The sequence below is a fragment of the Marinobacter sp. genome (genome assembly GCF_035268745.1).
Lineage (GTDB): Bacteria > Pseudomonadota > Gammaproteobacteria > Pseudomonadales > Oleiphilaceae > Marinobacter.
On the sequence record NZ_DATFKH010000222.1, the window covers coordinates 1 to 24,292 of the forward strand.

Annotated in this window: 24 protein-coding genes; 12 read left to right on the top strand and 12 right to left on the bottom strand. The window is 57.5% G+C overall.

Annotated features, from left to right (window positions below):
• Window positions 1–136 precede the first annotated feature (136 nt).
• From VJ956_RS14485 to VJ956_RS14495, 3 genes are all read left to right on the top strand, one after another.
• Window positions 137–343 (top strand): bacterioferritin-associated ferredoxin, encoded by a 207-nt coding sequence (locus tag VJ956_RS14485; protein WP_324085751.1) that lies wholly within the window; start codon window positions 137–139, stop codon window positions 341–343.
• A 111-nt stretch (window positions 344–454) separates the two neighbouring features.
• A complete protein-coding gene (gene bfr / locus VJ956_RS14490) occupies window positions 455–931 on the top strand; it encodes a bacterioferritin (protein ID WP_324085752.1) in 477 nt (158 codons plus the stop codon).
• Window positions 932–943: 12 nt separating this feature from the next.
• A complete protein-coding gene (locus VJ956_RS14495; protein ID WP_324085773.1) occupies window positions 944–2,302 on the top strand; it encodes a phosphomannomutase in 1,359 nt (452 codons plus the stop codon).
• Window positions 2,303–2,340: 38 nt separating this feature from the next.
• Here VJ956_RS14495 and VJ956_RS14500 read toward each other — a convergent pair whose 3' ends face one another.
• Window positions 2,341–3,357, bottom strand: coding sequence for a phospholipase A (locus tag VJ956_RS14500; RefSeq protein WP_324085753.1), 1,017 nt, complete (start codon window positions 3,355–3,357; stop codon window positions 2,341–2,343).
• A gap of 5 nt (window positions 3,358–3,362) precedes the next feature.
• Complete coding sequence (locus VJ956_RS14505; RefSeq protein ID WP_324085754.1) at window positions 3,363–3,701, bottom strand: hypothetical protein; 339 nt, start codon at window positions 3,699–3,701, stop codon at window positions 3,363–3,365.
• Window positions 3,702–3,861: 160 nt separating this feature from the next.
• Here VJ956_RS14505 and VJ956_RS14510 point away from each other — a divergent pair, with 160 nt between their 5' ends.
• Window positions 3,862–4,275: a c-type cytochrome gene (locus VJ956_RS14510; RefSeq protein ID WP_324085774.1), complete on the top strand. Its 414-nt coding sequence runs from the start codon at window positions 3,862–3,864 to the stop codon at window positions 4,273–4,275.
• 12 nt (window positions 4,276–4,287) lie between these two features.
• On the opposite strand, the gene rep is transcribed toward VJ956_RS14510, so the two are convergent.
• Window positions 4,288–6,306 carry a DNA helicase Rep gene (gene rep, locus VJ956_RS14515; protein WP_324085755.1) on the bottom strand — a complete coding sequence of 673 codons (2,019 nt, stop codon included), beginning with the start codon at window positions 6,304–6,306 and terminating at the stop codon, window positions 4,288–4,290.
• Window positions 6,307–6,496: 190 nt separating this feature from the next.
• Here rep and VJ956_RS14520 point away from each other — a divergent pair, with 190 nt between their 5' ends.
• The 3 genes from VJ956_RS14520 (at window position 6,497) to gshA (ending at window position 12,251) form a co-directional block, all read left to right on the top strand.
• Window positions 6,497–8,233: a GGDEF domain-containing response regulator gene (locus VJ956_RS14520; protein WP_324085756.1), complete on the top strand. Its 1,737-nt coding sequence runs from the start codon at window positions 6,497–6,499 to the stop codon at window positions 8,231–8,233.
• 46 nt (window positions 8,234–8,279) lie between these two features.
• Window positions 8,280–10,631: a Tex family protein gene (locus VJ956_RS14525; RefSeq protein WP_324085757.1), complete on the top strand. Its 2,352-nt coding sequence runs from the start codon at window positions 8,280–8,282 to the stop codon at window positions 10,629–10,631.
• A gap of 66 nt (window positions 10,632–10,697) precedes the next feature.
• A complete protein-coding gene (gshA, locus tag VJ956_RS14530) occupies window positions 10,698–12,251 on the top strand; it encodes a glutamate--cysteine ligase (protein ID WP_324085758.1) in 1,554 nt (517 codons plus the stop codon).
• Window positions 12,252–12,291: 40 nt separating this feature from the next.
• Here the strand turns inward: gshA and VJ956_RS14535 are convergent, their stop codons facing one another.
• A complete protein-coding gene (locus VJ956_RS14535) occupies window positions 12,292–12,750 on the bottom strand; it encodes a flagellar basal body-associated FliL family protein (protein ID WP_324085759.1) in 459 nt (152 codons plus the stop codon).
• 119 nt (window positions 12,751–12,869) lie between these two features.
• On the opposite strand from VJ956_RS14535, the gene VJ956_RS14540 reads away from it, so the two are divergent.
• Together VJ956_RS14540 and rsd are read left to right on the top strand one after the other, a co-directional pair.
• The gene (locus VJ956_RS14540; protein WP_324085760.1) at window positions 12,870–13,376 is read left to right on the top strand and encodes a disulfide bond formation protein B; all 507 of its coding nucleotides are present in this window, start codon (window positions 12,870–12,872) and stop codon (window positions 13,374–13,376) included.
• A gap of 92 nt (window positions 13,377–13,468) precedes the next feature.
• Window positions 13,469–13,951, top strand: a complete 483-nt coding sequence (gene rsd / locus VJ956_RS14545) for a sigma D regulator (protein ID WP_324085761.1) — start codon at window positions 13,469–13,471, stop codon at window positions 13,949–13,951.
• A 53-nt stretch (window positions 13,952–14,004) separates the two neighbouring features.
• Here the strand turns inward: rsd and VJ956_RS14550 are convergent, their stop codons facing one another.
• From VJ956_RS14550 to VJ956_RS14560, 3 genes are all read right to left on the bottom strand, one after another.
• A complete protein-coding gene (locus VJ956_RS14550) occupies window positions 14,005–14,715 on the bottom strand; it encodes an FKBP-type peptidyl-prolyl cis-trans isomerase (RefSeq protein ID WP_324085762.1) in 711 nt (236 codons plus the stop codon).
• Window positions 14,716–14,785: 70 nt separating this feature from the next.
• Window positions 14,786–15,172 carry a DUF4124 domain-containing protein gene (locus VJ956_RS14555; protein WP_324085763.1) on the bottom strand — a complete coding sequence of 129 codons (387 nt, stop codon included), beginning with the start codon at window positions 15,170–15,172 and terminating at the stop codon, window positions 14,786–14,788.
• Window positions 15,166–15,729 (bottom strand): DUF2390 domain-containing protein, encoded by a 564-nt coding sequence (locus tag VJ956_RS14560; protein WP_324085764.1) that lies wholly within the window; start codon window positions 15,727–15,729, stop codon window positions 15,166–15,168. The genes VJ956_RS14555 and VJ956_RS14560 overlap by 7 nt, the downstream gene beginning before the upstream one ends.
• A 94-nt stretch (window positions 15,730–15,823) precedes the next feature.
• On the opposite strand from VJ956_RS14560, the gene VJ956_RS14565 reads away from it, so the two are divergent.
• Window positions 15,824–17,773 carry an ATP-binding cassette domain-containing protein gene (locus VJ956_RS14565; protein ID WP_324085765.1) on the top strand — a complete coding sequence of 650 codons (1,950 nt, stop codon included), beginning with the start codon at window positions 15,824–15,826 and terminating at the stop codon, window positions 17,771–17,773.
• 15 nt (window positions 17,774–17,788) lie between these two features.
• Here the strand turns inward: VJ956_RS14565 and ppx are convergent, their stop codons facing one another.
• Complete coding sequence (ppx, locus tag VJ956_RS14570) at window positions 17,789–19,330, bottom strand: exopolyphosphatase (RefSeq protein WP_324085766.1); 1,542 nt, start codon at window positions 19,328–19,330, stop codon at window positions 17,789–17,791.
• 272 nt (window positions 19,331–19,602) lie between these two features.
• On the opposite strand from ppx, the gene trxA reads away from it, so the two are divergent.
• Entirely contained in the window at window positions 19,603–19,929 is a 327-nt protein-coding gene (gene trxA, locus VJ956_RS14575; protein WP_324085767.1) for a thioredoxin TrxA, read from the top strand.
• A gap of 234 nt (window positions 19,930–20,163) precedes the next feature.
• On the opposite strand, the gene VJ956_RS14580 is transcribed toward trxA, so the two are convergent.
• From VJ956_RS14580 to moaB, 4 genes are read right to left on the bottom strand one after another with little or no spacing between them, the layout of a single operon-like run.
• A complete protein-coding gene (locus tag VJ956_RS14580; RefSeq protein ID WP_324085768.1) occupies window positions 20,164–20,610 on the bottom strand; it encodes a molybdenum cofactor biosynthesis protein MoaE in 447 nt (148 codons plus the stop codon).
• Window position 20,611: 1 nt separating this feature from the next.
• Window positions 20,612–20,875 (bottom strand): molybdopterin converting factor subunit 1, encoded by a 264-nt coding sequence (moaD, locus tag VJ956_RS14585; protein ID WP_324085769.1) that lies wholly within the window; start codon window positions 20,873–20,875, stop codon window positions 20,612–20,614.
• 2 nt (window positions 20,876–20,877) lie between these two features.
• Entirely contained in the window at window positions 20,878–22,092 is a 1,215-nt protein-coding gene (glp, locus tag VJ956_RS14590) for a gephyrin-like molybdotransferase Glp (RefSeq protein ID WP_324085770.1), read from the bottom strand.
• Between the two features lie 3 nt (window positions 22,093–22,095).
• Window positions 22,096–22,668, bottom strand: a complete 573-nt coding sequence (moaB, locus tag VJ956_RS14595; RefSeq protein ID WP_324085771.1) for a molybdenum cofactor biosynthesis protein B — start codon at window positions 22,666–22,668, stop codon at window positions 22,096–22,098.
• Window positions 22,669–23,060: 392 nt separating this feature from the next.
• Here moaB and rho point away from each other — a divergent pair.
• The coding region (rho, locus tag VJ956_RS14600; RefSeq protein ID WP_324085772.1) for a transcription termination factor Rho at window positions 23,061–24,292 on the top strand (1,232 nt) is incomplete at its 3' end.

A 24,292-nucleotide genomic window follows, 5' to 3' on the forward strand; every position in this document is an offset into this window, starting at 1 on the left:
ACCGACGACAGTGTAAATCAAAGCCCGGATAGCTGCCGTAAACATTAATTTGCAGAAAATGTGGCTGGGTACTTGCAATACTGATTGTAAATGGCAATAATTCTCAGTAGCTTTCAATCAGACAAGGGCCCACATCATGTACGTCTGCCTCTGCCATGGGATAACCGACCGCGAGATCCGTGAAGCCGCTGATAGCGGTGTCAATTCCATGCGCCAGCTTGGCAAAGAGCTCGGAGTTGGCTCCCAGTGTGGCCGCTGCGCCTGCACGGCCCGTCAGATTCTGCGGGAGGCTCGCAGGCCTGATTACCTGGCGATGGCGAATATGCTGGCCCAGCCAGCCTGACATTTTCCGCTGTGCCGCGCGCTCTGTTTGATTCTCTTCCCATTTGATATTTTTTCTGCTCGCCGAAACCGCTATTCTTGTGAGGAATAAATCCTGACACGGAGATTCGCAATGAAAGGCGACAAGAAAGTTATCCAGTTTCTCAACAAAGTCCTCGGTAACGAGCTGACTGCAATCAACCAGTATTTCTTGCATTCGCGAATGTACAAGGACTGGGGTATATCCAAACTTGCCGAGAAAGAATACGAAGAGTCCATCGACGAGATGAAGCATGCCGATATGCTGATCGAGCGGATTCTGTTTCTTGAGGGGCTGCCGAACCTGCAGGATCTTAACAAGCTGTTGATTGGCGAGAACGTCGAAGAAATGATTTCCTGCGACCTCAAGCTGGAAATGATTGCTCACAAGGACCTGAAAGAAGCGATTATCTATTGTGAGCAGGTCAACGATTACACCAGCCGGGAGTTGTTCCGTCATATTCTCGACAGCGAAGAAGAACACATTGACTGGCTGGAAACCCAGATGGAAATGATCAGTCAGATGGGTATCCAGAATTACATCCAGCTCCAGTCTTCGTCAGCGGAGTAAGTCAAGGTGACAATGGATCTGTCCTGTTTTAAAGCTTACGATCTTCGCGGACGAGTACCTGACCAACTGAATCCGGCCCTGGCCGAACTGATCGGCCGGGCCTATGTGGAAATCACCGGCGCCAGGCGCGTGATCGTCGGATACGACATCCGCCTGTCCAGTCCCGAGATTGCAGATGCGCTGAGCTCCGGCCTGATGTCCGCTGGCGCCGATGTTTTTGATATCGGGCTCTGCGGCACCGAGCAAGTCTATTTTGCCACCAGCCATTACCGGATGGATGGTGGCATCATGGTCACCGCCAGCCACAACCCGAAAGACCATAACGGCATGAAAATGGTCGGCCCCGACTCCCGGCCCATCAGTTCGGACAACGGCCTGAACGAAATCCGCGACCGTGTCCTTGAGCCTTTTACGGATGCCGGGAAACCGGGGGTTTATGAGCCCCTCGAGGCTACCACCGCCTACATCGATCATCTGTTGGGATATGTGGACCCATTGTCGCTTTACCCCCGGACAATTGTAGTCAATGCCGGCAACGGTGGCGCCGGTCTGGTGATTGACGAGCTGGAGCAGCATCTTCCTTTCGATTTCGTGAAGGTGCACCATGAACCCGATGGCAATTTTCCTAACGGCGTGCCCAACCCCATCCTGGAAGAAAACCGCGAAGCCACTGTTGAAGCAGTGACCGAACACGGTGCGGTCATGGGCATTGCCTGGGATGGCGATTTCGACCGCTGCTTCTTCTTCGACGAAAACGGGCGGTTTATCGAAGGCTATTACATTGTTGGCCTGCTGGCAGACCAGTTTCTGCGCAAAACCGGCGGTGGCAAGGTCATCCATGATCCGCGCCTGACCTGGAACACCCTGGATCTGGTAGCGCAGGCGGGTGGCGAAGCCATCGAAAGCAAAACCGGGCACGCGTTCATCAAACAACGCATGCGCGATGAAGACGCCGTTTATGGCGGGGAAATGAGCGCCCACCACTACTTTCGTGATTTCGCCTACTGCGACAGCGGCATGATCCCGTGGCTGCTGATTGCAGAACGCCTGTGCCAGTCCGGCCAGACCCTGTCTTCCCTCATTGATGCCCGCATCGAAGCCTATCCGGCCAGTGGCGAAATCAACCGCACTATCGCCGACCCACCCAAAGTGATCGCCGCCATTGAGGCGAAATACGGCGCGGACGCAAAACAGGTGTCCCACGTCGACGGCGTGAGCATTGAGTTTGATGAGTGGCGATTCAACCTGCGGATGTCCAACACCGAACCTGTTGTTCGCCTGAACGTGGAATCACGGGCGGATATTCCGCTGATGAGAGCGAAAACAGAAGAGTTGCTGGCTGAAATGGACCGGTTGAATAAGGAAGGCTGACTGATAGCTATGGGGCGGCGCGGGGTGGCACCAGGGAATCAAAGCCAGTCATTCAACATAATCCCGATGCCAATCCTCTGAACCCGTTGATTGTAATCAATCAGACTCTCACCATAGCCGTTGAAATACTGAACAAAACCCTTGACCGAACCCCCTATCGGAAAGCTGTAACCAAGCTCAACTGAAGTCCTGTTATCAGAACGAAGATTATTGTTCAGCTTCAGCGAAAGGGTGCGGTCTTCCGTCCAGCGATAGATCGCACGATAATTGGCATGGCCCAGGTAACGCTCGATATCGGCGTTGTCGTCCTCGCTGGCTGACTCGGGTAAACGGTACCAGGGCTGGACAATAAACAGCCAGCGATTATAGCTGAAAGCGGTCGTGCCCATGATCCGGTTCCAGCTACGGGAGCGCGGTTCCGACTGACCGTTGGACTCATGGTTTAGGCCCAGGGCGAGACCACTCAGTGTGACCGGACCAAGGTCAAGGCCGAGAGCGTGACGAAGAAAGATCTCGGGTTCGAAATTGGTCTCGCGAAAGGGCGCCGAATCATCGGTGTTGTAGAGCTGCCAGAAAGATCTCTGGGTATACCCGAACCAGAGCGTTGTACGGTTTTCCAGCAGGCCGGTCAGCAGGGGAACCTTGAAACTGATCTGGTACTTGGCTTCCTGGTTGTCCAGCTTGTAGTCATAAGTCGAAACGCCGGTTCTGGGACTGACGGGTTCACGGTTGGCATTTTTCAGATAGCTGAAAGGAAGGATGTACATCGGGCGGTGGCCAACAAAACTGCCGGAAAAGGAAAAAATGGCCTGCTCCGTCGCCATGTACTGCTCAACCAGAGAGGAGGTCACCCCGGAATCCACTTCCTCCTGATCTGTGCTTTCTGTTCTGGTGCCGGATGATGTCGCGAGGTCGTCATAGCAGGCGAGCCTTGCATTGCTGCTGTCAATCAGCGTGCAGTCATCCAGATTTTCTGCCGGCGCTGACAGGGGCGATTTCTGGGCCAGCAGGGTCGCCGGCGCCAGGGTCAGAAGTACGAGCAGAACATGGAACACTTGGGTCACCCCTGACCAGCAGAGAGGCTTGTCCAGGTATTGGCAATGCCGAACGCCCAGACGCCAAGAAGTGTGATCACCAGTAGTGAAAACACAATTTTATGACGACTCCTGCGTTCGGCAGCGGCTGCTACAACCCAGCGCAGATACATCAGGCCGATGAAGCTGATGAAAACCAGCAAACTCGCAATGGCCGGAACCAGCAGCCAGGCCGGGTGCAGCGGATCGGCTTCCTGCGATCGGCTGGAAAACCAGCCCATGGAGGCCAGCAAGATTGCCAGGGCGGAAAATTCCACCATCAGCAGGGGTTTTCGCCAGGACTGAGGTGCACTCTGATCGGACATAGTGTTTAATCCCTGAAATGGGTTCGCGGCATCTGCCGAAGCCGTCACATGGTATCCCTATTTTCGTTCCATTTTGGCATTTGGTTTTTTTGCCGGGCCGCAATCGCTATAATGCTTTGGATAATTTTTATAACACCCAATATTAAGGTGGTCTGCGATGATGAAAAGAGCCCTGGCTGTCCTACTGCTTGGCTTCGGCCTGGCGACAGGTCCCGTAATGGCAAGCGTTGAAGATGAAATTCGTTCCCGGATCGCCCCGGTTGGAGATGTCTGTGTCCAGGGTGAGGATTGTGGTGAATCCGCCGCGCCTGCCGAGACTGCCAGTTCCGGCCCGCGCTCAGCCAGTGAAGTATACAGCTCCGCCTGTGCTGCATGCCATGATACCGGGGCTGCCGGTGCGCCCAAGAAAGGTGATGCTGATGCCTGGAGTTCACGCATCGATAAGGGCATGGACACTCTTGTGGACCATGCAATCAACGGCTTCAATGCCATGCCGGCCAAAGGCGGCTGCGCAAGCTGTTCTGATGAGGAAATCAGACTTGCGGTCGAGCTGATGGTTGAGGACAGCCAGTAACGGAACACTCCGTCAGTTGCCAAGGTCACCCAATAAGGCACTCAGGGTGGCCTTGCCTTTCTTCTGATTGGCCTCCAGGTCCAGGTCGCCCGTCCCTTCCCAGCGAAGATCGTCCCCGGGTAACTCATCCAGGAAACGGCTGGGAATGGTTTCCAGTTTTTCGCCATACTGTTTGCGCTGTGCGGCGTAAGTGAGCGTCAGGGTTTCCCGGGCCCGGGTAATGCCCACGTAAATCAGCCGGCGTTCTTCCTCTATGTTGCCCTCTTCTATGCTGGACCGGTGGGGAAGAATCTCTTCTTCAAGACCCATAATGAAGACATGGGGGAATTCCAGGCCCTTGGAGGCATGAAGGGTCATCAGCTGGATCTTGTCGCTGTCGTCCTCTTCCTCACGCTGCTCCATCATGTCCCGCAGAATCAGACGGGAGATGGCATCCTCAATGCCGATTTCATCAGCGGTGCCTTTACCCTCCTCGAGCATGCGCTGGATGGATTCCACCAGGTACCAGATGTTCTCCATGCGCTTCCCGGCTTGTTTGGCTGAGCCGGAGTGAAGGTGCAGCCATTCCTCATACTCGATGTCGGTGAACAACTGTTTTATAACCGACACCGGATTTTCGCTGCGCAATCGTTCACAGGTGTTATCAACCCAGTGGGCAAAACGGCGCAGCCGGTCCAGTCCCTTCCCGGTAACGTGAGTTTCAGCGCCCATGTCACCAACCGCCCTGAACAGGCTGATATTGCGGGAGCGGGCGTAGTGGCTCAGTTGCTCCAGTGTGCGTGGTCCGATTTCCCGGCGCGGTACGTTCACTACCCGTAAAAATGCCGCATCGTCGCCCGGGTTCATCATCAGCCGCAGATAGCCCATGGCGTCCTTGATTTCATTCTTTGAGAAAAACGACTGGCCGCCGGAGATGCGATAGGGCACCTGGTAGGCCTGCAACTTCATTTCCAGCAGGCGGGACTGGTGGTTACCCCGATAGAGCACGGCGAAATCCAGAAATCTGAGACCCCTTTTCAGCTTTGTATCGATGATTTCGGTGGCAATCCGTTCCGCTTCGGCATCCTCGTTACGGCAGCGCACGATTCTCAGCTCGTCACCGGTGGTGTGCTCACTCCATAGCGCCTTATCGAACAGGTGCGGATTGTTGGCAATCACGGTATTGGCGCAGCGAAGAATGCGCACGGTAGAGCGGTAGTTCTGCTCCAGCTTGACAATTTTCAGGCTCGGGAAGTCCTGTTTGAGCTGCGCGAGATTTTCCGGTCGCGCGCCACGCCAGGCGTAAATGGACTGATCATCGTCGCCCACCACGGTAAACGCGGCACGCTCGGCTACCAGAAGCTTCACCAGTTCGTACTGGCACAGGTTGGTGTCCTGGTATTCGTCCACCAGCGTGTAGCGGATTTTGCGGCGCCATTTGGCCAGCACCTCCGGATTGCTGCGGAACAGCTGCACCGGCAGCAGTATCAGATCGTCAAAATCCACCGCGTTATAGGCTTTCAGATAGTCGGCATAATGGCGGTATATGATGGCGATGCGCTGCTCGCGCTCATCGGCGGCCCGGCTCCAGGCATCCGCCGGGCTGTGCATGGCGTTTTTCCAGGAGGATATGGTCATCTGCACGTCGGCCAGCTCGTCGCCGGCATCAGCGCTGGCTTCCCGCATCATCAGATCCTGCAGCAGCGCTCTGGCATCGTCAGCATCAAAAATCGAAAAGCCGGGGTGGTAACCCAGGCGGGTGTGCTCTTCGCGAATAATGTTCAGGCCGAGGTTATGAAAGGTGGACACGATCAGTCCGCGGGTGAGCTTTCGGTCCACCAGGCGGCTGACCCGCTCTTTCATCTCCCGCGCTGCCTTGTTGGTAAAGGTGACCGCTGCAATGTGGCGGCCGGGAATGCCCAGTTGTTCAATCAGGTAGGCGATCTTGCGGGTGATTACGCTGGTCTTGCCGCTTCCTGCGCCTGCCAGCACCAGCATGGGGCCGTCAGAGTAGCGTACCGCTTCGCTTTGTCGGGGGTTGAGTTTATCCACAATAGGGCGCCAGTAGCAGATTCCGGGGTAATAACAGGAGGAGCTATTCTACACCAGTGCAGCCCGCTGTACTTTCTTACCTGTAGCCATTTGATAGTCTTCCGGTTCCTTGCGTGTACCTTTCTGATTTATAAGCTATGATTGTGCCAGAAAAGGATTGGACGGCTTCTGAACAGCAGGGCACTTGCTGATGACTCTGGTACCCACTGAGGCAAATACCAGCCAGGTAGAAATACTTGTGCTGACCCCCGAATATGCCGATTTTTTGTGGCTGGCGTCGCTTTTGTCGGGCGACGCCGAAATGAGCGCCGATTTAACCTGGTGTTCCGACCTGGTTGACTGCGACGATCTGATCCGCAACACCCGCTTTGATGTGATCCTGTGGGACTGTGTGTTCCACGGCGGGTGTGAGTCCGGGTTCATACGTTACCTTATGGCTTCCGGTGACGAAACGCCGATTCTGGCACTGAGTGCCGAGGCTTCTGATGAGCGCGCCACAGAGCTCTGTAACAGTGGCGCTGCTGACTATCTGAGCCGCCGGTTTCTGGACCACCGGGCGCTTCGTCGAGCGGCGCGTTGCCTCTGGTACCGGCAGCAACTGCGGGAATCTGCGCAAGGCCGGCCCGGGCGGGATCTTGTCAGCGGTTTTATCAACCGGGATCTGTTTTTTGACCGTCTTCAGAACGCATTGACCCGCGCCAAAAAAGCGTCCCGGCGCCTGACGCTGCTGCATATCAATCTTGATGACTTCCGTAGTTTTAATGAATCCTTTGGTTACCGTCAAAGCGATCAACTGTTGCTGGCGCTGGCGAAACGCCTGCGCGCCCAGTTGCGACGGGCGGATTCGCTGATGCGTATCGGCGGCGATGAGTTTGGCATCATTATCGAGAGGGCTGATGATGGCCCCAATCTGGCGCAGATAGTACGCAAGATTGTCGCGGCGCTTGGCGAACCTGTGCAACTCGACGGCCGGGCCATTGTGGTCAGTGCCAGCCTGGGTGTTGCCACTTATCCTGAGGCAGGGGACAGCCCGGAGAATCTTCTTCGCCGGGCAAATCATGCCATGTTTGAAGCCAAGCGGGACCCCGGCACCAGCTACCGCTATTACGACCGGGAACTCCACATTACCGCCGGTCATCAGTTGCGCCTGGAGGCCGACCTGCGTAATGCGCTCAGGGGCAATGAGCTGGAAGTCTTCTATCAGCCCCGGATTGATCTGGCCACTGAGGAGGTACGGGGAGTTGAGTGCCTGTTGCGCTGGAAGCATCCGGAGCGTGGGCTGGTAGGCCCGGACGAATTCATCCCGGTGGCGGAACGCAGCGGTCTGATCGTCCCTATGGGTTACTGGGTAATTGAACAGGCCTGTAAGCGATTGCAGGAATCCCGTGAGCTGGGATACCCGCAACTGGTGTTTGCGGTGAATCTTTCTTTCCGGCAGTTCCACGACCGCAAGATGACCGAGACCATTTTTCGCATCATCTTCAATGCCAATATCGACACCAGTCTGCTGGAGCTGGAACTGACCGAAAGTGCCATGATGCACGATCCGGAATATGCCCAGCTGTGTTTGCAGGAACTGAACCAGCTGGGTATCAGCTTCGCACTGGATGATTTCGGTACCGGGTTCTCCTCCCTCAGCAATCTGCAGCATCTGCCCATTTCGCAGGTGAAGATTGATAAATCCTTTGTCCACGGCCTGGGGCACTCAGCAGACGCCGAGCACATTATTCGCGCCATTATCAGCCTCGCCCACAGCCTGCAGATCAGTGTGGTCGCGGAAGGAGTGGAAACCGAAGGCCAGCTCGAGTTTCTGCGCCAGCAGCAATGTGATGAGATCCAGGGTTTTTATTATGCCCGCCCGATGCCCTGGGAGGCGCTGGTGGAATTCCTTGACAACCGGAACCAGGCCGCTTGCCTGCAGCTATAAGCCGCTGTACCTTTGCGCTCTGAATAAACGCATCGAAAGGGGTGGTATGAACAGCATTACCAGGCGTATTGCCGACGAACTGGAGGTTAATGAAGAGCAGGTTACCGCAACTGTGGGGATGCTGGATGAAGGCGCAACGGTGCCGTTTATCGCTCGCTACCGCAAAGAAGTGACAGGTTCACTGGACGACAGCCAGCTGCGAAACCTGGAAGACCGGCTGCGTTACCTTCGTGATCTGGAAGCCCGCCGGTCGACCATCCTTAACAGCATTGAGGAGCAGGGCAAGCTGACCGATGAGCTGCGCTCCAGCATCAATGAGGCCGATACCAAAAACCGGCTGGAAGACCTCTACCTCCCCTACAAGCCCAGGCGCCGGACCAAGGCCCAGATTGCCCGGGAAGCAGGCCTTGAACCTCTGGCCGATACGCTCTACGACGACCCCACCCAGGACCCGGAGCAGACCGCCCGGGGTTACCTTAACGAAGACGCCGGTATTGCCGACACCAGAGCCGCGCTTGAAGGTGCTCGCGCCATCCTGATGGAGCGTTTTGCCGAGGATGCGGAACTGCTGGGGGAATTACGGAGCTTTATCTGGCAGCAGGCTCAGCTCAAGGTGACTGTGGTTGAAGATCAGGAAACGGGGGGAGCCAAGTTCCGTGATTATTTTGACCATGTTGAACCGCTGAAAAAAGTGCCGTCGCACCGGGCACTGGCCATTCTGCGCGGTCGCAATGAAGGCGTCCTGAGTTACACGCTGACGGTGGGTGATTCCGATGACGACCGGCGCCAGCCCCATCCGGCAGAGCACAGAATCGCCGCCCGCTGGAATATTCGTGACCAGGGTCGTGCTGCCGATCGCTGGCTGTCAGAAGTGGTGCGCTGGACCTGGCGGGTGAAGCTCTCAACCCAGATCGAGACCGACCTGATGGCTCAGGTGCGAGAAGCCGCCGAAACCGAAGCAATCAACGTGTTCGCGGCCAACCTGAAAGATCTGTTGTTGCTGGCGCCGGCTGGGCCAAGAGCAACCATCGGCCTCGACCCGGGGCTCCGTACCGGCGTCAAGGTGGCGATTATCGACAGCACCGGCCAGGTCGCGGGTCATGGCAGTATCTTTCCCCATGCCCCCCGAAACCAGTGGGATCAGGCTATTGAACAACTGGCGAAATGGTGTCGTGAATACACCATTGAGCTGGTCGCCATTGGCAACGGCACCGCCTCCCGCGAGACGGAAAAACTGGTAGCTGACCTGTGCCGGCGTTATCCGGATCTGAAACTGGCCCGTATTGTGGTGAGTGAATCCGGCGCATCGATCTATTCGGCTTCTGAATTTGCCTCCCGCGAGCTGCCGGACCTGGATGTGACCATAAGAGGCGCCGTCTCCATTGCCCGGCGTTTGCAGGACCCGCTGGCGGAAATGGTCAAGATCGAGCCCAAGTCTATTGGCGTCGGCCAGTATCAGCACGACGTTTCACAGGTCCGGTTATCCCGCAGCCTCGACGCCGTGGTCGAAGATTGTGTAAACGGGGTAGGAGTGGATCTCAATACGGCGTCAGTGCCGCTGTTGTCCCGTGTAGCCGGGTTGAGCCCGACCATTGCATCAAACATTGTGGATTTTCGAAGCCAGCACGGCATGTTCCACAACCGCAGGCAGTTACTGAAGGTGGCCCGCCTTGGTGAGCGCACCTTCGAGCAGGCGGCCGGTTTTCTGAGAATTGCCAGCAGCGATAACCCGCTGGACCGGTCCTCGGTGCACCCGGAAGCCTATGGTGTGGTGGAAGCGATTGCCGCCAGCAACAACCGTAAAGTGGAAGGCCTTGTTGGCGACGTGGCCTTTCTCCGCGCGCTGAACCCGCAGGATTTCGTCACCGAAAAGTTCGGTTTGCCCACCATCAGGGACATCCTTTCCGAGCTTGAAAAGCCGGGGCGTGATCCGCGGCCGGAATTTCGCTCTGCCAGCTTCGAAGAGGGTATCGAGACACTTGGCGATCTGAAGCCCGGGATGGTGCTTGAAGGCTCTGTCACCAACGTCACCAACTTCGGAGCGTTTGTGGATGTTGGCGTTCACCAGGATGGTCTTGTGCATATCTCTGCGCTTTCGAATAGCTTTATAAAAGACCCTCGCGAGGTGGTCAAAGCCGGTGATATCGTGAAGGTCAAGGTTATGGAGGTGGACATCCCCAGAAAGCGGATTGCCCTTTCCATGCGTATGGATGACCAGCCGGGCGAGAAGTCCGGAAAGCGCCCTGCAGCGAATAACCAGCGGCGTGAGTCAGCGGATAAATCCTCCGGGACGGGTCACAAGGGCGGCCAGAAAGCCGGCGCAAAGGCTGACCAGAAGGGCGCGATGGCGGGTGCTCTGGCACAGGCACTGGCGTCAGCCCGCAAGGATGGCCGCTAGCGGCCGTTTCCAAACATCAGACTGATAACGCCGTTCCGACCGGCTTTATCTACGCAGGAGTGATTCATGGGGCAATCCCGCCATCATCTGTTTCGCCAGTTCTCGGCCAGTGAGTGGACCGGGTTCAGGAAGGGTGTAGAGAAGGAAGGACTGAGAGTCGACCGGAACGGGTTTATTGCCCAGACACCGCATCCGCAAGCACTTGGCTCTGCGTTGACCCACCCGCGGATCACCACGGACTATTCCGAGTCCCTGCTGGAACTGATCACCCCGGTGTGCGACACCACCACCGAGATGCTGGCGTCGCTCCGGGATATTCACCGCTTCGTGCAGATGAACCTGGGCGAGGAACTGTTCTGGTCTGCCAGCATGCCCTGCGAGCTTGACGGTGATGCCAGCATCCCCATTGCCGAATATGGCACATCCAATATTGGCTACCTGAAGCATGTTTACCGGCAGGGCCTGGCGGTGCGCTACGGCCGGATGATGCAGAGTATCGCCGGTGCCCACTACAACCTGTCACTGCCGGAGGAGTTCTGGAAGCTCTGGCATGAGCGGCTGGGAAGTCAACAGAGCCTGAAAGATTTCAAGTCGGACCAGTATTTCTGGCTGATCCGTAATTTCCGTCGCCGCAGCTGGCTGCTGATGCTGCTGTTTGGCGCCTCCCCGGCGCTGGATGCCAGTTTTGTCAAAGGCGTCAATCACGACCTGAGCCGTTTCAGCGACGACACCTGGTATGGCCCGGACGCGACATCCCTGCGCATGGGCGATCTTGGTTACCACAACAATGCCCAGTCGTCGGTGAATATCTGCTTCAACGAGCTCGAGACCTACACCCGGACTCTGGCGCGGGCGATTCATACTCCCTGGCCCGAATACGAAGCTATCGGTACCCGCCGTGGTGATCAGTTCATACAGATCAATACCAGCGTGCTGCAGATCGAAAACGAGTATTACAGTGCGGTGCGTCCCAAGCGCACCACCGAACGGGAAGAAAAACCTATCCAGGCACTGGAAAGCCGTGGCGTGGAATACATCGAGGTTCGCTGCCTGGATCTTGATCCTTTCTCGCCCATTGGTGTGAACCGGAACCAGATTGATTTTCTGGACCTGTTCCTGCTGGACTGCCTGTTGACCGAAAGCCCGCGCATTGATGATTCCGAGTGCGATCGCCTGGACGACAACTATCAGGACGTAGTGGCGCGGGGGCGGGACCCGCAACTGACGCTCTGTCAGTCAGGCGAGCGGGTCAGCGCCGGCGCAGCCGGCAGCGCTCTTATGGATGGCCTTGAACCACTGGCAGAGCAGCTTGATGCTCTCACTGGCGGGGACGCCTATCGCCAGGCCCTCAAGGCCCAGCGCGGGAAACTGGCTGACCCACTGCAGGTGCCCTCGGCAAAAGTGCTCGCCGATATGCGAGCCCGGGGCGCAGGGCATCGGGAATGGGGTCTGGAAATGGCTCGCCAGCACCAGGAGAGGTTACAGGCTGAGGGCCTTTCGGATCAGGTTCTTGCGGATTTTGAACGCATGAGCTCGGAGTCCACGACTGAGCAGGCGGCTATGGAGCAAGCGGATTGTCAGCCCTTTTCCGAGTTCCTTGAGCAGTATCTCAGAAGCTGAGCGGACCGGATCGCCAGAGACGCTTCAACACGGCACTGGCTCAACGTTGCACGACGAATTCGGTAAACAGCACATCGGCAATCTCCTCGCCGGTCTGCTGTTCTTCCAGCACCTGATTGATTCTCTGCTTGGCGGCAGCTCTCAGATCACTCTGACCGGCGTTACCCGCCAGTGCCTTGACGTCTGTCTGCTCCCCGAAAAGCATCACCAGTTCATGGCGGAGCCTCGGCATATGGGCTTCCAGCGCTTCGCGCGTACTGGCTCTGGAAGTTCTGAGCGTGACCGCCGCCTTCAGATAAACCAGAGTCGGACCGGGTTCGCCGATGTGGGTGACAAAAGCTGGATCCATGGGTACGTAATCGGTCACCCCGGCTTCTTCTGTTTCGTCCTGTTGTTCTGCCTGGGCTTCTTCGCTGGCTGCTTCCTGGGCAAAGCCAAACTGGGCCAGTGGCATCACCAGGGCAAGAATTAGCAAAAATCGTTTCAGGTCGGAAATCATAGGCTTGAAGTTCGTTCGGGTTTGCGGTTAAGTAGTTCAGCCGTCGCCAATTACAGTTAAACTGAGAATAGCAGGCTCAACGCTCGCTTGCAGCCTGTATCCCGACCTGAGGGGGTCCCTTGAGTTCCAGACTGGTATTTTTCCTGGTTTTTGTGCTGTGTGCAGGCCTGTTGGGCGTTGCCTTCTATATGCAATACGTCATGGGTCTTGAACCCTGCCCGCTGTGCTGGCTCCAGCGCTTTGGTTTTATGGCGGCAGGACTGGTCAGTCTGCTGGCTGCACTCCATGGGCCGGGCGATGTCGGCACGCGGATTTACGGTTTTCTGATGGTGGTCGGTTCCGGCGCCGGCCTGGCGGTGGCGGGGCGGCAGTTGTGGCTGCAGAGCCTGCCGGCGGACCAGGTGCCCGCCTGTGGCCCCTCTGTGGAATATATGCTGGAGGCGCTGCCGTGGATGGAAGTATTGACCACGGCTTTAAGGGGAACCGGTGATTGCGCGGTAGTGAGCTGGCAATTCCTGGGTCTGAGTATACCGGGCTGGACCTCGGTGTTTTTTGTTATGGTGATCATTGTTGGCCTGGTGCTGATGTTCCGCACGCCAAAACGCTCAGGCTGGATCAGTGGATGAAACGGTTGCGGCGGATCATGGCCTTGGGGTAACTTGAAGTTCGGCTGAATAATAAAAAATCATAATCAGAAACGGTGATTGGAGAGCGTGTCATGTTGGAGAATTGCCAGAATGCCAGCGAGCGGTGGGGTGGAGTAAATGAGTTAATTGATCGTTGGCTAAGGGAAAGACAGGAGTTGCTTGTTCACTACTGCGATCTTTCAGGCGCCCGGGATTTTGCCCAGACAGAGGCGCTGAGACAGAAATTTATCCGGTTGTGTGAGGTGCTGGTGGATTACGTATCGGCCGGGCATTTCGAAATATACGAGCAGTTAACCCAGGAAGCCCGCGAATTCAACGACGGTGGGCTTGAGTTGGCGGCCAAAGTGTACCCTCGCATCCAGAGGACCACGGAAATCGCGCTGGATTTCAACGATCAGCTCAGCGACCCGTCGATGACCGAAGAGAAAGCACGGGATCTGTTTCAGCGCTTGTCGGCACTTGGCGAAACGCTGGAAAGCCGCTTCGAAATGGAAGACTTTCTGATCGAGCACCTGCACAATGTCCATGCTGGAAAGGTCATGTCCTCAGCGTGAATCTGGTCCCCGGCAACCGTCTGGCAGCCGGGGACCGGAGTGCAGTCCGGGCTTTACGACCCGGGATTGATCTTCAGCAGTTCCACGTCAAATACCAGCGTTTCGTTGGGTCCGATACGCTGGTTGCCGCCGGGTCCGTAAGCCAGGTCGGCAGGAATGTAGAGCTTGGCACGACTGCCTTCCGGCATCAGCTGTAAACCCTCGGTCCAGCCCGGAATGACCTGGTTCAGCCCGAATGTAACCGGTTCCCCGCGCTCGCGGGAGCTGTCAAACACCTGTCCTGAAATCAGCTCGCCGGTGTAGTGAACCCTGACCCGGTCCTCGGCGGACGGTGTATCGCCATCACCTTCTTCAATGATTTCGTATTGAAGCCCGGATTCGGTGGTTTGCACACCCTCCCGTTCAGCGTTTTCAGCCAGGAATTGCTGGCCAGCCTCGAGGTTCTTCTGGGCCAGTTCCTGCTGTTGCGCGCCTGCCTGCTCCTGCATCTGGGCCTGGTATTCCATCATGGCCCGCTGGACTTCTTCGCGGGACATCCGCTTCTGGTCTTCGTCGCCGGCGTGACCGTGCCGGAAACCTTGCAGAAACTGCTCCATCTGCAGGTCCGGCACATCGTTGATCATTCTCTCTCCCATGATCAGTCCCACGCCGTAGCTGACCTTCTGGTCCATGGTTTCAATATCCGGGTTCTCCGCTGCCGCCAGCGACAGTGAACCACCTGCCAGCGCGCCTGCTACGGTTAATGCGATAATGTTCTTTTTCATTGCTTCTTCCTATGTTGCGATTGAGTTTGATGATGATTGAGCCTGGATGTCGCTGAATCTGTTCCGGACATCAACTGCCATTGTTTGCCGGGTCGGCACCCAGGGAAAAGGGCGCGTTGTACGGTGATTGCCAGTCATTTGCCGGGTCGGCACCGGGATCTGTCCGGGTTGCCTTGTCCGCCCGTTCGATGGCCAGGGCGTTCCAGCGCCCGGTTTCAGGGGGCGAATCGGCATAATGCCAACTGCCATGGGTGTCCTGCCACTTGAACACGATTTCCGGCCCTTCGGTAGGGATGGGTGAAGGCACCAGGCCTTCGAACGCGGGGATTTCCTCGGGCGCTGCAGCGCTGTCACCCTTTGATGGGGCAGTTGCCGGGTCATTCAGGCCGAAAAAGATCAGCGCGACCAGTAAACCCAGCGCCGGGAAGGCCAGCCGGGTCAGCCATTTCATCAGCATGACTGGCTCGCTTCTTCCGGGAGACACTGTAATTCTCCGATCAGGCATTCCAGCAGTCTGCCGGTTTCGTTGTCCATGGCCTTCTCCGGTGCGGCCGCCTGAAGATTCTCCAGCGCGAATGTTTTTACTGTGGTCCCATAGCTCTGGTGGGGCGCGGCGTTCCGCTGAGCGGCGGGCCCCCCGGGAGCAGAGTGTCGGGTCAGGGCACTGTGGGCCAGAGCAAGTTCGACTTTTTCCGCCTCCAGTTCGCTATGGGCGATGCAGCCCCGGGCCTTATCGGTTGCCGCATTACCCTTACTGATGGTTTTACGGGCATTTCTCAAGGCCTCGGTCACCCGGGTTCGCCATAGCGTTACCTGCCCGTTGCCATAGCCGGTAAATCGTCGACCCTGTGACGCCAGCCACAGAGCGCAGAAAATATCGGTTACGCTCCAGCCCCGCTGCTGCAACGATAGGGCGGCTTCCTGCGCGGCCGGGCGAGACCACAGTTGCCCGGCAAACTGCCACAAAGGCCCGTCAAGGCAGAGGTCCACTGGTACACTTATTTCACTGGACACGCTCTCACCTATGAATGTCCGGGCGGTCTGGGTTGCACTTTTTTACTTCCGGGCAAGCGATCCCAACGAATCGATTCCCTGATAACATTACGCCATGCTAACGATATCCGATCTCAGTTTACAACGGGGTGGTGTCTGGTTGCTAGAATCTGTCAACCTTACCATCCAGCCTGGCCAGCGCGTGGCCATAGTCGGCGCCAATGGGGCAGGGAAAACCAGCCTGTTTCAGTTGTTGCTGGGCCGCCTTGCTCCGGAACAGGGAAGTGTATCCCTGCCCGGCGGCTGCCGCATTGCCCATATGGCGCAGGAAGTGAAAGCTTCCAGCCGCAGCGCCCGGGATTTCGTGCTGGATGGTGATCTTGATCTGCGCCGGCTTGAGGCCGAGCTGGCAAAAGCTGAATCCAGGGCTGATGACCACGAGATTGCGCGCATTCACGGTGAGCTCGATGTGCATGAAGCCTGGTCAGCTGCCCGGCGAGCGGAAGCCCTGATACGGGGTCTGGGTTTTACCGATAGCGATGCCGACCGACCGGTTTCGGCGTTTTCCGGGGGCTGGCGGATACGTCTGAATCTTGCCCAGGCGCTGATGCGGCCCTCCGATCTTCTGCTTCTGGACGAGCCTACCAACCACCTGGACCTGGATGCCTGTCTGTGGCTTGAAAACTGGTTGCGTCGCTACCCTGGCACCCTGCTTTTTATCTCCCATGACCGGGATTTCATGGATCAGGTGGCGTCCCACGTGGTGCATTTCGAGCAGCGTAACCTGATGCTCTATGCCGGTAACTATTCGGCGTTCGAAAAGCAGAGAGCCGAACGCATGGCCCAGCAGCAGGCTATGTTTGAGAAGCAGCAGGCGCGCGCGGCTGAAATCCAGCGCTTCGTCGACCGTTTCCGTTATCAGGCCACCAAGGCCCGCCAGGCCCAGAGCAGGATCAAGGCCCTTGAACGCATGGAGCGCATTGCGCCGGCCCATATCGATTCGCCTTTCAGTTTTGAGTTTCCGGTGGCTGACAAGGTATCCAACCCTTTGCTGTCGATACGCAACGGTCGGGCGGGTCACGGCGATACCACCATCCTGAACCCGGTCAACCTGACGCTGCTGCCCGGCAGCCGGATTGGTCTTCTGGGCCCTAATGGAGCGGGTAAATCGACCCTGATGGATGCGCTCAGAGGAAAGGACACACTGATGGCTGGCGAGCGCACCTGTGGTGAGCACCTGGCCATTGGTTACTTCGCCCAGCATCAGCTGGAATCCCTGGATCTGAATGCCAGTCCTTTTCTGCATCTGCAGCGACTTACACCAAAGGCCTCGGAGCAGAAAATCCGCAACTTTCTCGGCGGCTTCGATTTTCACGGCGATGGCGCCCTGAGCCCGATCCGTTCCTTCTCCGGCGGCGAGAAGGCAAGAGTGGCGCTGGCGGTCATTGCCTGGCAGAAACCCAATCTGTTGCTGCTGGACGAGCCTACCAACCACCTGGATCTGGAAATGCGCCAGGCGTTGACCATGGCGCTGCAGAATTTCGACGGTGCGATTGTCGTGGTCTCTCACGACCGGCACCTGTTACGCAACACGGTTGATGAGTTCTGGCTGGTAAATGACGGGCACATTGTTGAGTATGAGGGTGACCTGGAAGACTATGAGCGTTGGCTGGCAGACCGCCGGAAAGATGACACCGAAGCGCCGAAACGGGTGACCGGCGAGTCCTCTATTGCGTCCGGGCCAGCGGTGGGGGCCGGTGAAAACGCCGATGATCGCAAGGCCCGCAAACGCGCGGAAGCCGCCCTGCGGCAGAAGATAAGTCCCTATCGCAAACAGCTGGACTCGCTCGAGAAAGAAATGGACCAGCTCCAGTCCCGGCTGGTGACCCTGGAAAAAGAGCTGTCAGATCCGGAGCTATACAGCGATCAGGGCCGTGACCGACTGCAAGCCAGGCTCGCGGAGCAGGGTAATGCCAGGAACCGGCTGGCTGAGGTAGAGGCTCAGTGGCTGGAAATCAGCGAGACGCTGGAGAATCTGGAATCAGAGTCTGGCGCCCAGGCCTGAACGCTGACTGTTGCCTCAGGCGACCACATTCAGTTCGAAATCCTGTTTTGCCAGGTATTCCCTCTCGTTTTCCAGATCCGCCATGGTCAGGGGGCGATCATCCAGCCAGCCTCTGGGAAAGGTGATTGTCAGGCTGTTGTCGGTCGCTGACAGGGAAAAGTCCGGCGGGACCTCATGATTTCGCGGGTGCTGCAACAGCACCGCAAGCCTGACCAGAATGCACAGATAGCGCAAACGTGGCAGATCGCCTGACTCCACACCCTCAAAAACGGCCGAGGAGAATTTGCGCCGGTGCCCGCGCACAAGGGTTGCCAGTTCGCGCTGGAACTGCTGGCTGAAACCGGGAAGATCGGAATAGTTGAGCAGGTAGGCGCCATGCTTGTGGTACTGGCTGTGGGAGATGGTAAGGCCAATCTCGTGCAGGCGGCAGCCCCATCGCAACACATCCTCGTCACCGTGGGTATTGATATTCCAGGCGTCAGCGACCTGGTTCCAGGCGGCTATGGCCGTTTGCTCCACGGCACTGCCATGTTTCTGGTCGACACGGTAACGCTCCTGAAGCGCCTGTATTGTGCGCTCGCGGACGTCTTCATGCTGAATCCGCCCGGCAATGTCGTAAAGCAGACCCTCCCGCAGGGCGCCGTCGGCAAAGGTCATGTCAGAAATCTGTAGCGAATTGAAGGCGCCTTTGAGAATCGCAAAGCCTGCCGGGAAAATACTCTGGCGATCCTGCCTGATTCCCAGATCACCCAACTTGTCGACTTTGCCCATGCTGACCAGTTGCTTCTGCAACCTGCTCATGGCATCCATGGTAATGGTGCCGTCCGTGAGCTTGAGGCTGGAAAGGGCGCCGGCTATGGCCTTGATCGAACCGGAAGAGCCAACCGCACTTTGCCAGCCGCGTTTGCGGAAATGCTGACGAATGTTCAGCAGTTCCTGTTCGGCATGGGTAATGGCGTTAACCATCTGTTTGCGGGTGATCCTGCCATCGGGAAAGTAATGGTTGCGAAAGGATACGCAGCCCATGTGCAGGCTCTCCATATCCTGAGGTTCAAAGCGCTCACCGATAATGAATTCGGTGCTGCCGCCGCCGATGTCCACCACCAGACGGCGGCCGCTGTCATCAGAAAGAGTGTGGGAAACACCCAGATAGATCAGGCGTGCTTCTTCGCGGCCGGCAATGATTTCCACCGGGTAGCCCAGAACCCTTTCCGCCCTGGCCATGAACTGCCTGGCGTTGCGGGCAACCCGGAGCGCATTGGTGCCAACAATCTGTACGGCCTCAAGGGGCATGCCGGAGAGGCGCTGGGCAAACCGGCCGAGGCAGGCCAGGCCACGCTGCATGGCCTCTTCAGTCAGGCAGTTTTGACTGTCCAGGCCGGCGCCCAGCTGAACCTTTTCACCCATTTTTTCCAGGGTACGGATTTCACCATGAACCAGGCGGGCAACGACCATGTGAAAACTGTTGGAGCCCATGTCGATGGCTGCAAGCAGCTCGGGTGAAGAACCGGGCGCAGTAGAGGAAGTTTTGTGGGCGGCGGAAGATAGGGCTGCCACTGGTCTTGAATTCCTTGTGCCGCGTAATTTAGCCGTAACTATAAGCCAAATTATCTGTAACGCAATGACCGAAGCGGCCGGGCCTCAGAGAAATCCGAGAGTAAGGTCAGCCTTGATTAGCTTCACATTTACCGGATCAATCGCGTAAAGTAACGGGTAAGAGTGAGAGTTCAATCACGGCGTGTCAGTGGCAATGCCGGTCAGAAAATTGAGTCAATAATGCTGGCGAGCGGTCGTTATCGGCCTGTCGGCGCACAAACTGGGAAGCTAAAATGAGTGGAAATATCGTAAACGTAACCGACGCATCCTTCGAGCAGGACGTACTGCAGTCAGACGTACCGGTACTGGTGGACTACTGGGCTGAATGGTGCGGCCCCTGTAAAATGATCGCGCCGGTTCTTGAAGAAATGGCTGACGAGTACGAAGGCAAACTGAAAGTCTGCAAACTCAACATCGACGAGAACGAGCAGACCCCGCCCAAGTTCAATATCCGCGGTATCCCCACGCTGATGCTGTTCAAAAACGGCAATGTGGACGCGACCAAGGTGGGCGCGCTGTCCAAATCACAACTGGCCGCCTTCCTCGACAGCAATCTCTGATTGCTGGCCGTGGCCAAAGCCGCCCCTGAGCCCGGCCTCATGGGCGGTTTATTATTGCCATGAAAGTTCGAAAGACTTCGAAGGAACTCTACATCAGGCAAGCAATGCCATCCCCCCTTCCGAAAAACGCTTTGAATACTTCCCTGTACGCTTGGGCTCCGCCATCCATGGCTCCGCACATTTTCGGAAGGGGGGATGGCATTGCTTGCCGTCTAGCAAAGCGTTTTCGGATGGCTACTCCCAACCCTGAGACCGGTCCAGATCAGCAGCCTTCTGCTCGACCCAGTGCTCACTGTCGCCGGTAATCTCCTTCTTCCAGAACGGCGCTGACGTTTTCAGGGCGTCCATAATGAATTCACAGGCGGCAAATGCATCCCCGCGGTGAGCACTGCAGACTCCCACAAACACAATATGCTCCCCCAGGGACAATTGCCCTATGCGGTGAATGACCCGGGCTGCCCGCACATCCCAGCGCTCGGAAGCCTGGTTCAGCAGCGCCTGGATAACCTGCTCGGTCATTCCCGGATAGTGCTCAAGAAACAGTCCGGTCACACCCTCCAGGTCGCCACTGTCGCGCACCAGGCCGGTAAAAGTTGCAATCGCCCCGATGCCGCTGCCGTTATCACGGAGCGCACGGTATTCCCGGGCAGGATCAAAATCCTCTTGCTGGATACTAATCACATCAGCCCCCTGTTACCGGCGGGAAAAAGGCCACTTCATCGCCGGGCTGCAGCTCCTTCTCCGGCTTCGTCATCACCTGATTGACCGCAATCATCACCGGTTGGGCGCTGTCCAGTTGTGCCCATTGGCCACCCTTCCCGGCCAGAGTCCGCAACAGGCCGCCAGCGGTCAGACCCGGCTGCGCTTCGACATCCAGGGAAGCCGTTTCCAGTTCCTCCCGCAGGCGGGCGAAAAATTTGACTGTAATGATATTGTCGCTCGCCATGGTTATTCCAGAAGCTCCGCAAATGAATAATAAGTGACCGGATCGCCCGCGCTTATGGTCCCGTTTTCCGGCACCACGGCCAGCCCGTCGGCCCAGCACGCAGAGCTCAGTATCCCCGAGTTCTGGTTGGGGAAAGCGTTGATTACCGGGCCCTCCGCGCTCATTTCCCTGCGGGCGCGAAGAAACTCACGCCGGACCGAGGGCTTGTGCGTCGAAAACCCCGCCGGCACCCGTTCGCCAGCTCCGGTCGTGCCTGTCCGGCCCTGACAGGCGCGGATATACGGCATTCCGATGACCAGAAAAGCGACCAGTACCGCGGCCGGATTGCCGGGCAGGCCCAGAACCGGTGTGTCGCCCATGGTGCCAAACGCCAGGGGTTTCCCGGGCTTGCTGGCAAGGCGCCAAAGCGACAGTTGGCCGGATTCCTCCAACACCGTGCGGATATGGTCTTCCTCGCCGACTGACACGCCGCCGGTGGTGATGATGAAGTCAGCGCCGGTCGCTGCCCGTTCAAGGGTCTGACGGGTCGCTTCGCGGGTGTCTTCCAGGTTCTCGCACAGCATCACCTCGCAGCCCGCTTTTGCCAGCAGACCCAGCAAGGTGAACCGATTGCTGTTGTATATCTGTCCGGGCCCCAATGGCTTTCCGGGGTCCACCAGTTCATCACCAGTGGTGATAATGGCGACCTTCAGTCTGACCAATACTTCAAGCTCGGTAACGCCCATGGACCCCAGCAGTCCCATCTCCTGGGCCCGGACCCTGGTGCCTTTCGCCAGCGCCAGCTCGCCCCGGGCCAGATCCTGACCCTGACGCCGGATATTCTGACCCCTGGTGACAGGTGCGTCGATAGCAATACCGTTATCGGTCAGGGTGACAAACTCCTGCATGACTACCGAGTCCGCACCTGCGGGGATTTCCGCGCCGGTAAAAATTCGAATGGCCGTGCCTGGCTCAAGGGAGCCGGGGGTCTGGCCAGCGGCGACCCGACCGGACACCGGCAGCACCGTCCCGCTGACGAGATCCCCGGCGCGGACGGCATAGCCATCGACTGCGCTGTTGTCCGCCGGTGGGACATCCGCCGGAACCGTATAGTCGACCGCCAGTACCCGGTCCAGGCTGGCTGTCAGCGCGACCTTTTCTGTGTCTGAAACCGGCCGGGCCTGTCCGACCAGGCGGTTGATCGCATCATCAACGGGAATCAGATCTGAATTTACCATGGATTATCGCTCCGAACGGTCGCCAATGACGTCGTTCATCCGGGCGATAGGCAGGTCGGGTTTGCGCAGGGCTATTCCGGAAAAATTACAGGGCGCATGGCGGCTGTCCAGCTGGCTGCTGAGAATACCGTTCCAGGCGGTACGGCAGGCACCGGTCGAGCCGGGGAGACAGAAAATGACGGTGTGATTGGCCAGCCCCCCGAACGCCCGCGACTGAATGGTGGATGAGCCGATTTCGCTGGCGGACAGGCGGCGGAATTCTTCGCCAAATCCCTCGATGGCCTTGTCCAGCAATGGCACAACGGCTTCCGGTGTGCTGTCGCGCTCAGTGAAGCCGGTACCACCGGTGATGATCGCCACGTTCACCTCCGGGTCTGCAATCCAGGCCGACATGAGTGCCCGCACCAGATAGACATCGTCCGGCAGAATGCGGCGGCAAACCAGCCGGTGGCCCGCTTCGATGATACTGTTTTCCAGGAACTGCCCTGACGAATCTTCCGCCGGCCCGCGGGTGTCAGATACTGTTAACAGGGCAATATTCAAAGCTTTCAGCTCACTGGTGATTTCGCTGGTCATGAGGCTCTCCCGGGTGTTCTCAAAAGTCTGGACCGAAGTCGGAAAAAATCGTTCCGCTAGTATCCGCATCGGCGCCGGTGAATGGAAGGGCAGTAGGCCAGCAGAGGGACGGGATCGGGTAGCAGATCCGGTATCCAGACTCCAGAAGTGGAAACCGGATCAAAAATGCACGGCCGCGCTTGACATTGGTACTCAAGGTGGCCGATGATCAGTGCTGCCCGGCGAACGGTTGTTCTTCCTGTCTCTGGCTCCAGCACTTTTCCGGATTCTGTTCTTCACCGGTTGCTCCATTTGGCCAGCACCTAGATCAAACGTGTACCCGATCATTATGGTCGCGGGCTTCCTGTCATAACAACTATCGCTTACTTCCATTCCTGACAATCTAATAACCTATGAATCTTACTGAACTCAAGCAGAATTCCATGCCCGAATTGCTCGAAATTGCGCAAGAGATGGGCCTTGATAACCTGGCTCGTTCGCGCAAGCAGGATGTGATCTTCACCATCCTGAAGAAGCATGCCAAAAGTGGCGAAGACATATACGGTGACGGCGTACTGGAAATTCTGCAGGACGGCTTCGGCTTTCTGCGTTCCGCAGATGCGTCTTACCTCGCCGGACCGGACGACATCTACGTCTCTCCGAGCCAGATCCGCCGTTTCAATCTTCGCACTGGCGACACCGTCGCGGGCAAGATCCGGCCGCCGAAAGACGGCGAGCGTTATTTTGCGCTGCTGAAAGTCAGCGAGATCAACTTCGACAAGCCGGATAACGCAAGAAACAAGATCCTGTTTGAGAACCTGACGCCCCTGTTCCCGGACGAGCGACTGATGCTCGAGGCCGGTAATGGCAGCACCGAGGATCTGTCTTCCCGTGTGCTTGACCTGGTATCGCCGATTGGCAAGGGCCAGCGTGGTCTGATTGTATCGCCCCCCAAGGCCGGTAAAACGCTGCTGATGCAGAGTATCGCCCAGTCGATCACCCGCAACAATCCGGAGTGCCATGTGATGGTGCTGCTGATTGACGAGCGCCCGGAAGAAGTCACCGAGATGCAGCGCACCGTGCGTGGTGAAGTCATAGCCTCCACCTTTGATGAGCCACCGGCCCGTCACGTTCAGGTAGCGGAGATGGTCATCGAGAAGGCGAAGCGGCTGGTCGAGCACAAGAAAGACGTGGTGATCCTGCTGGATTCCATTACCCGTCTGGCCCGTGCCTACAACACTGTGATCCCGTCATCCGGCAAGGTTCTGACCGGTGGTGTGGACGCCCACGCCCTTGAGAAGCCCAAGCGCTTCTTCGGTGCCGCCCGCAATGTGGAAGAGGGCGGAAGCCTGACCATTCTGGCGACATCCCTGGTGAACACCGGTTCCAAGATGGACGAAGTGATCTACGAAGAATTCAAGGGCACCGGCAACATGGAGATTCATCTGGATCGCAAGATTGCCGAGAAGCGTGTCTATCCGGCCCTGAACATTCGCAGCTCCGGCACGCGCCGCGAAGATCTGCTGATGAGCGAGGCGGACATCCAGCGCGTCTGGATTCTGCGCAAGCTGTTGCATTCCATGGAAGATGACACCGCGTCCATTGAGTTTCTGCTGGACAAGCTCCGGGAAACCAAGACCAACGA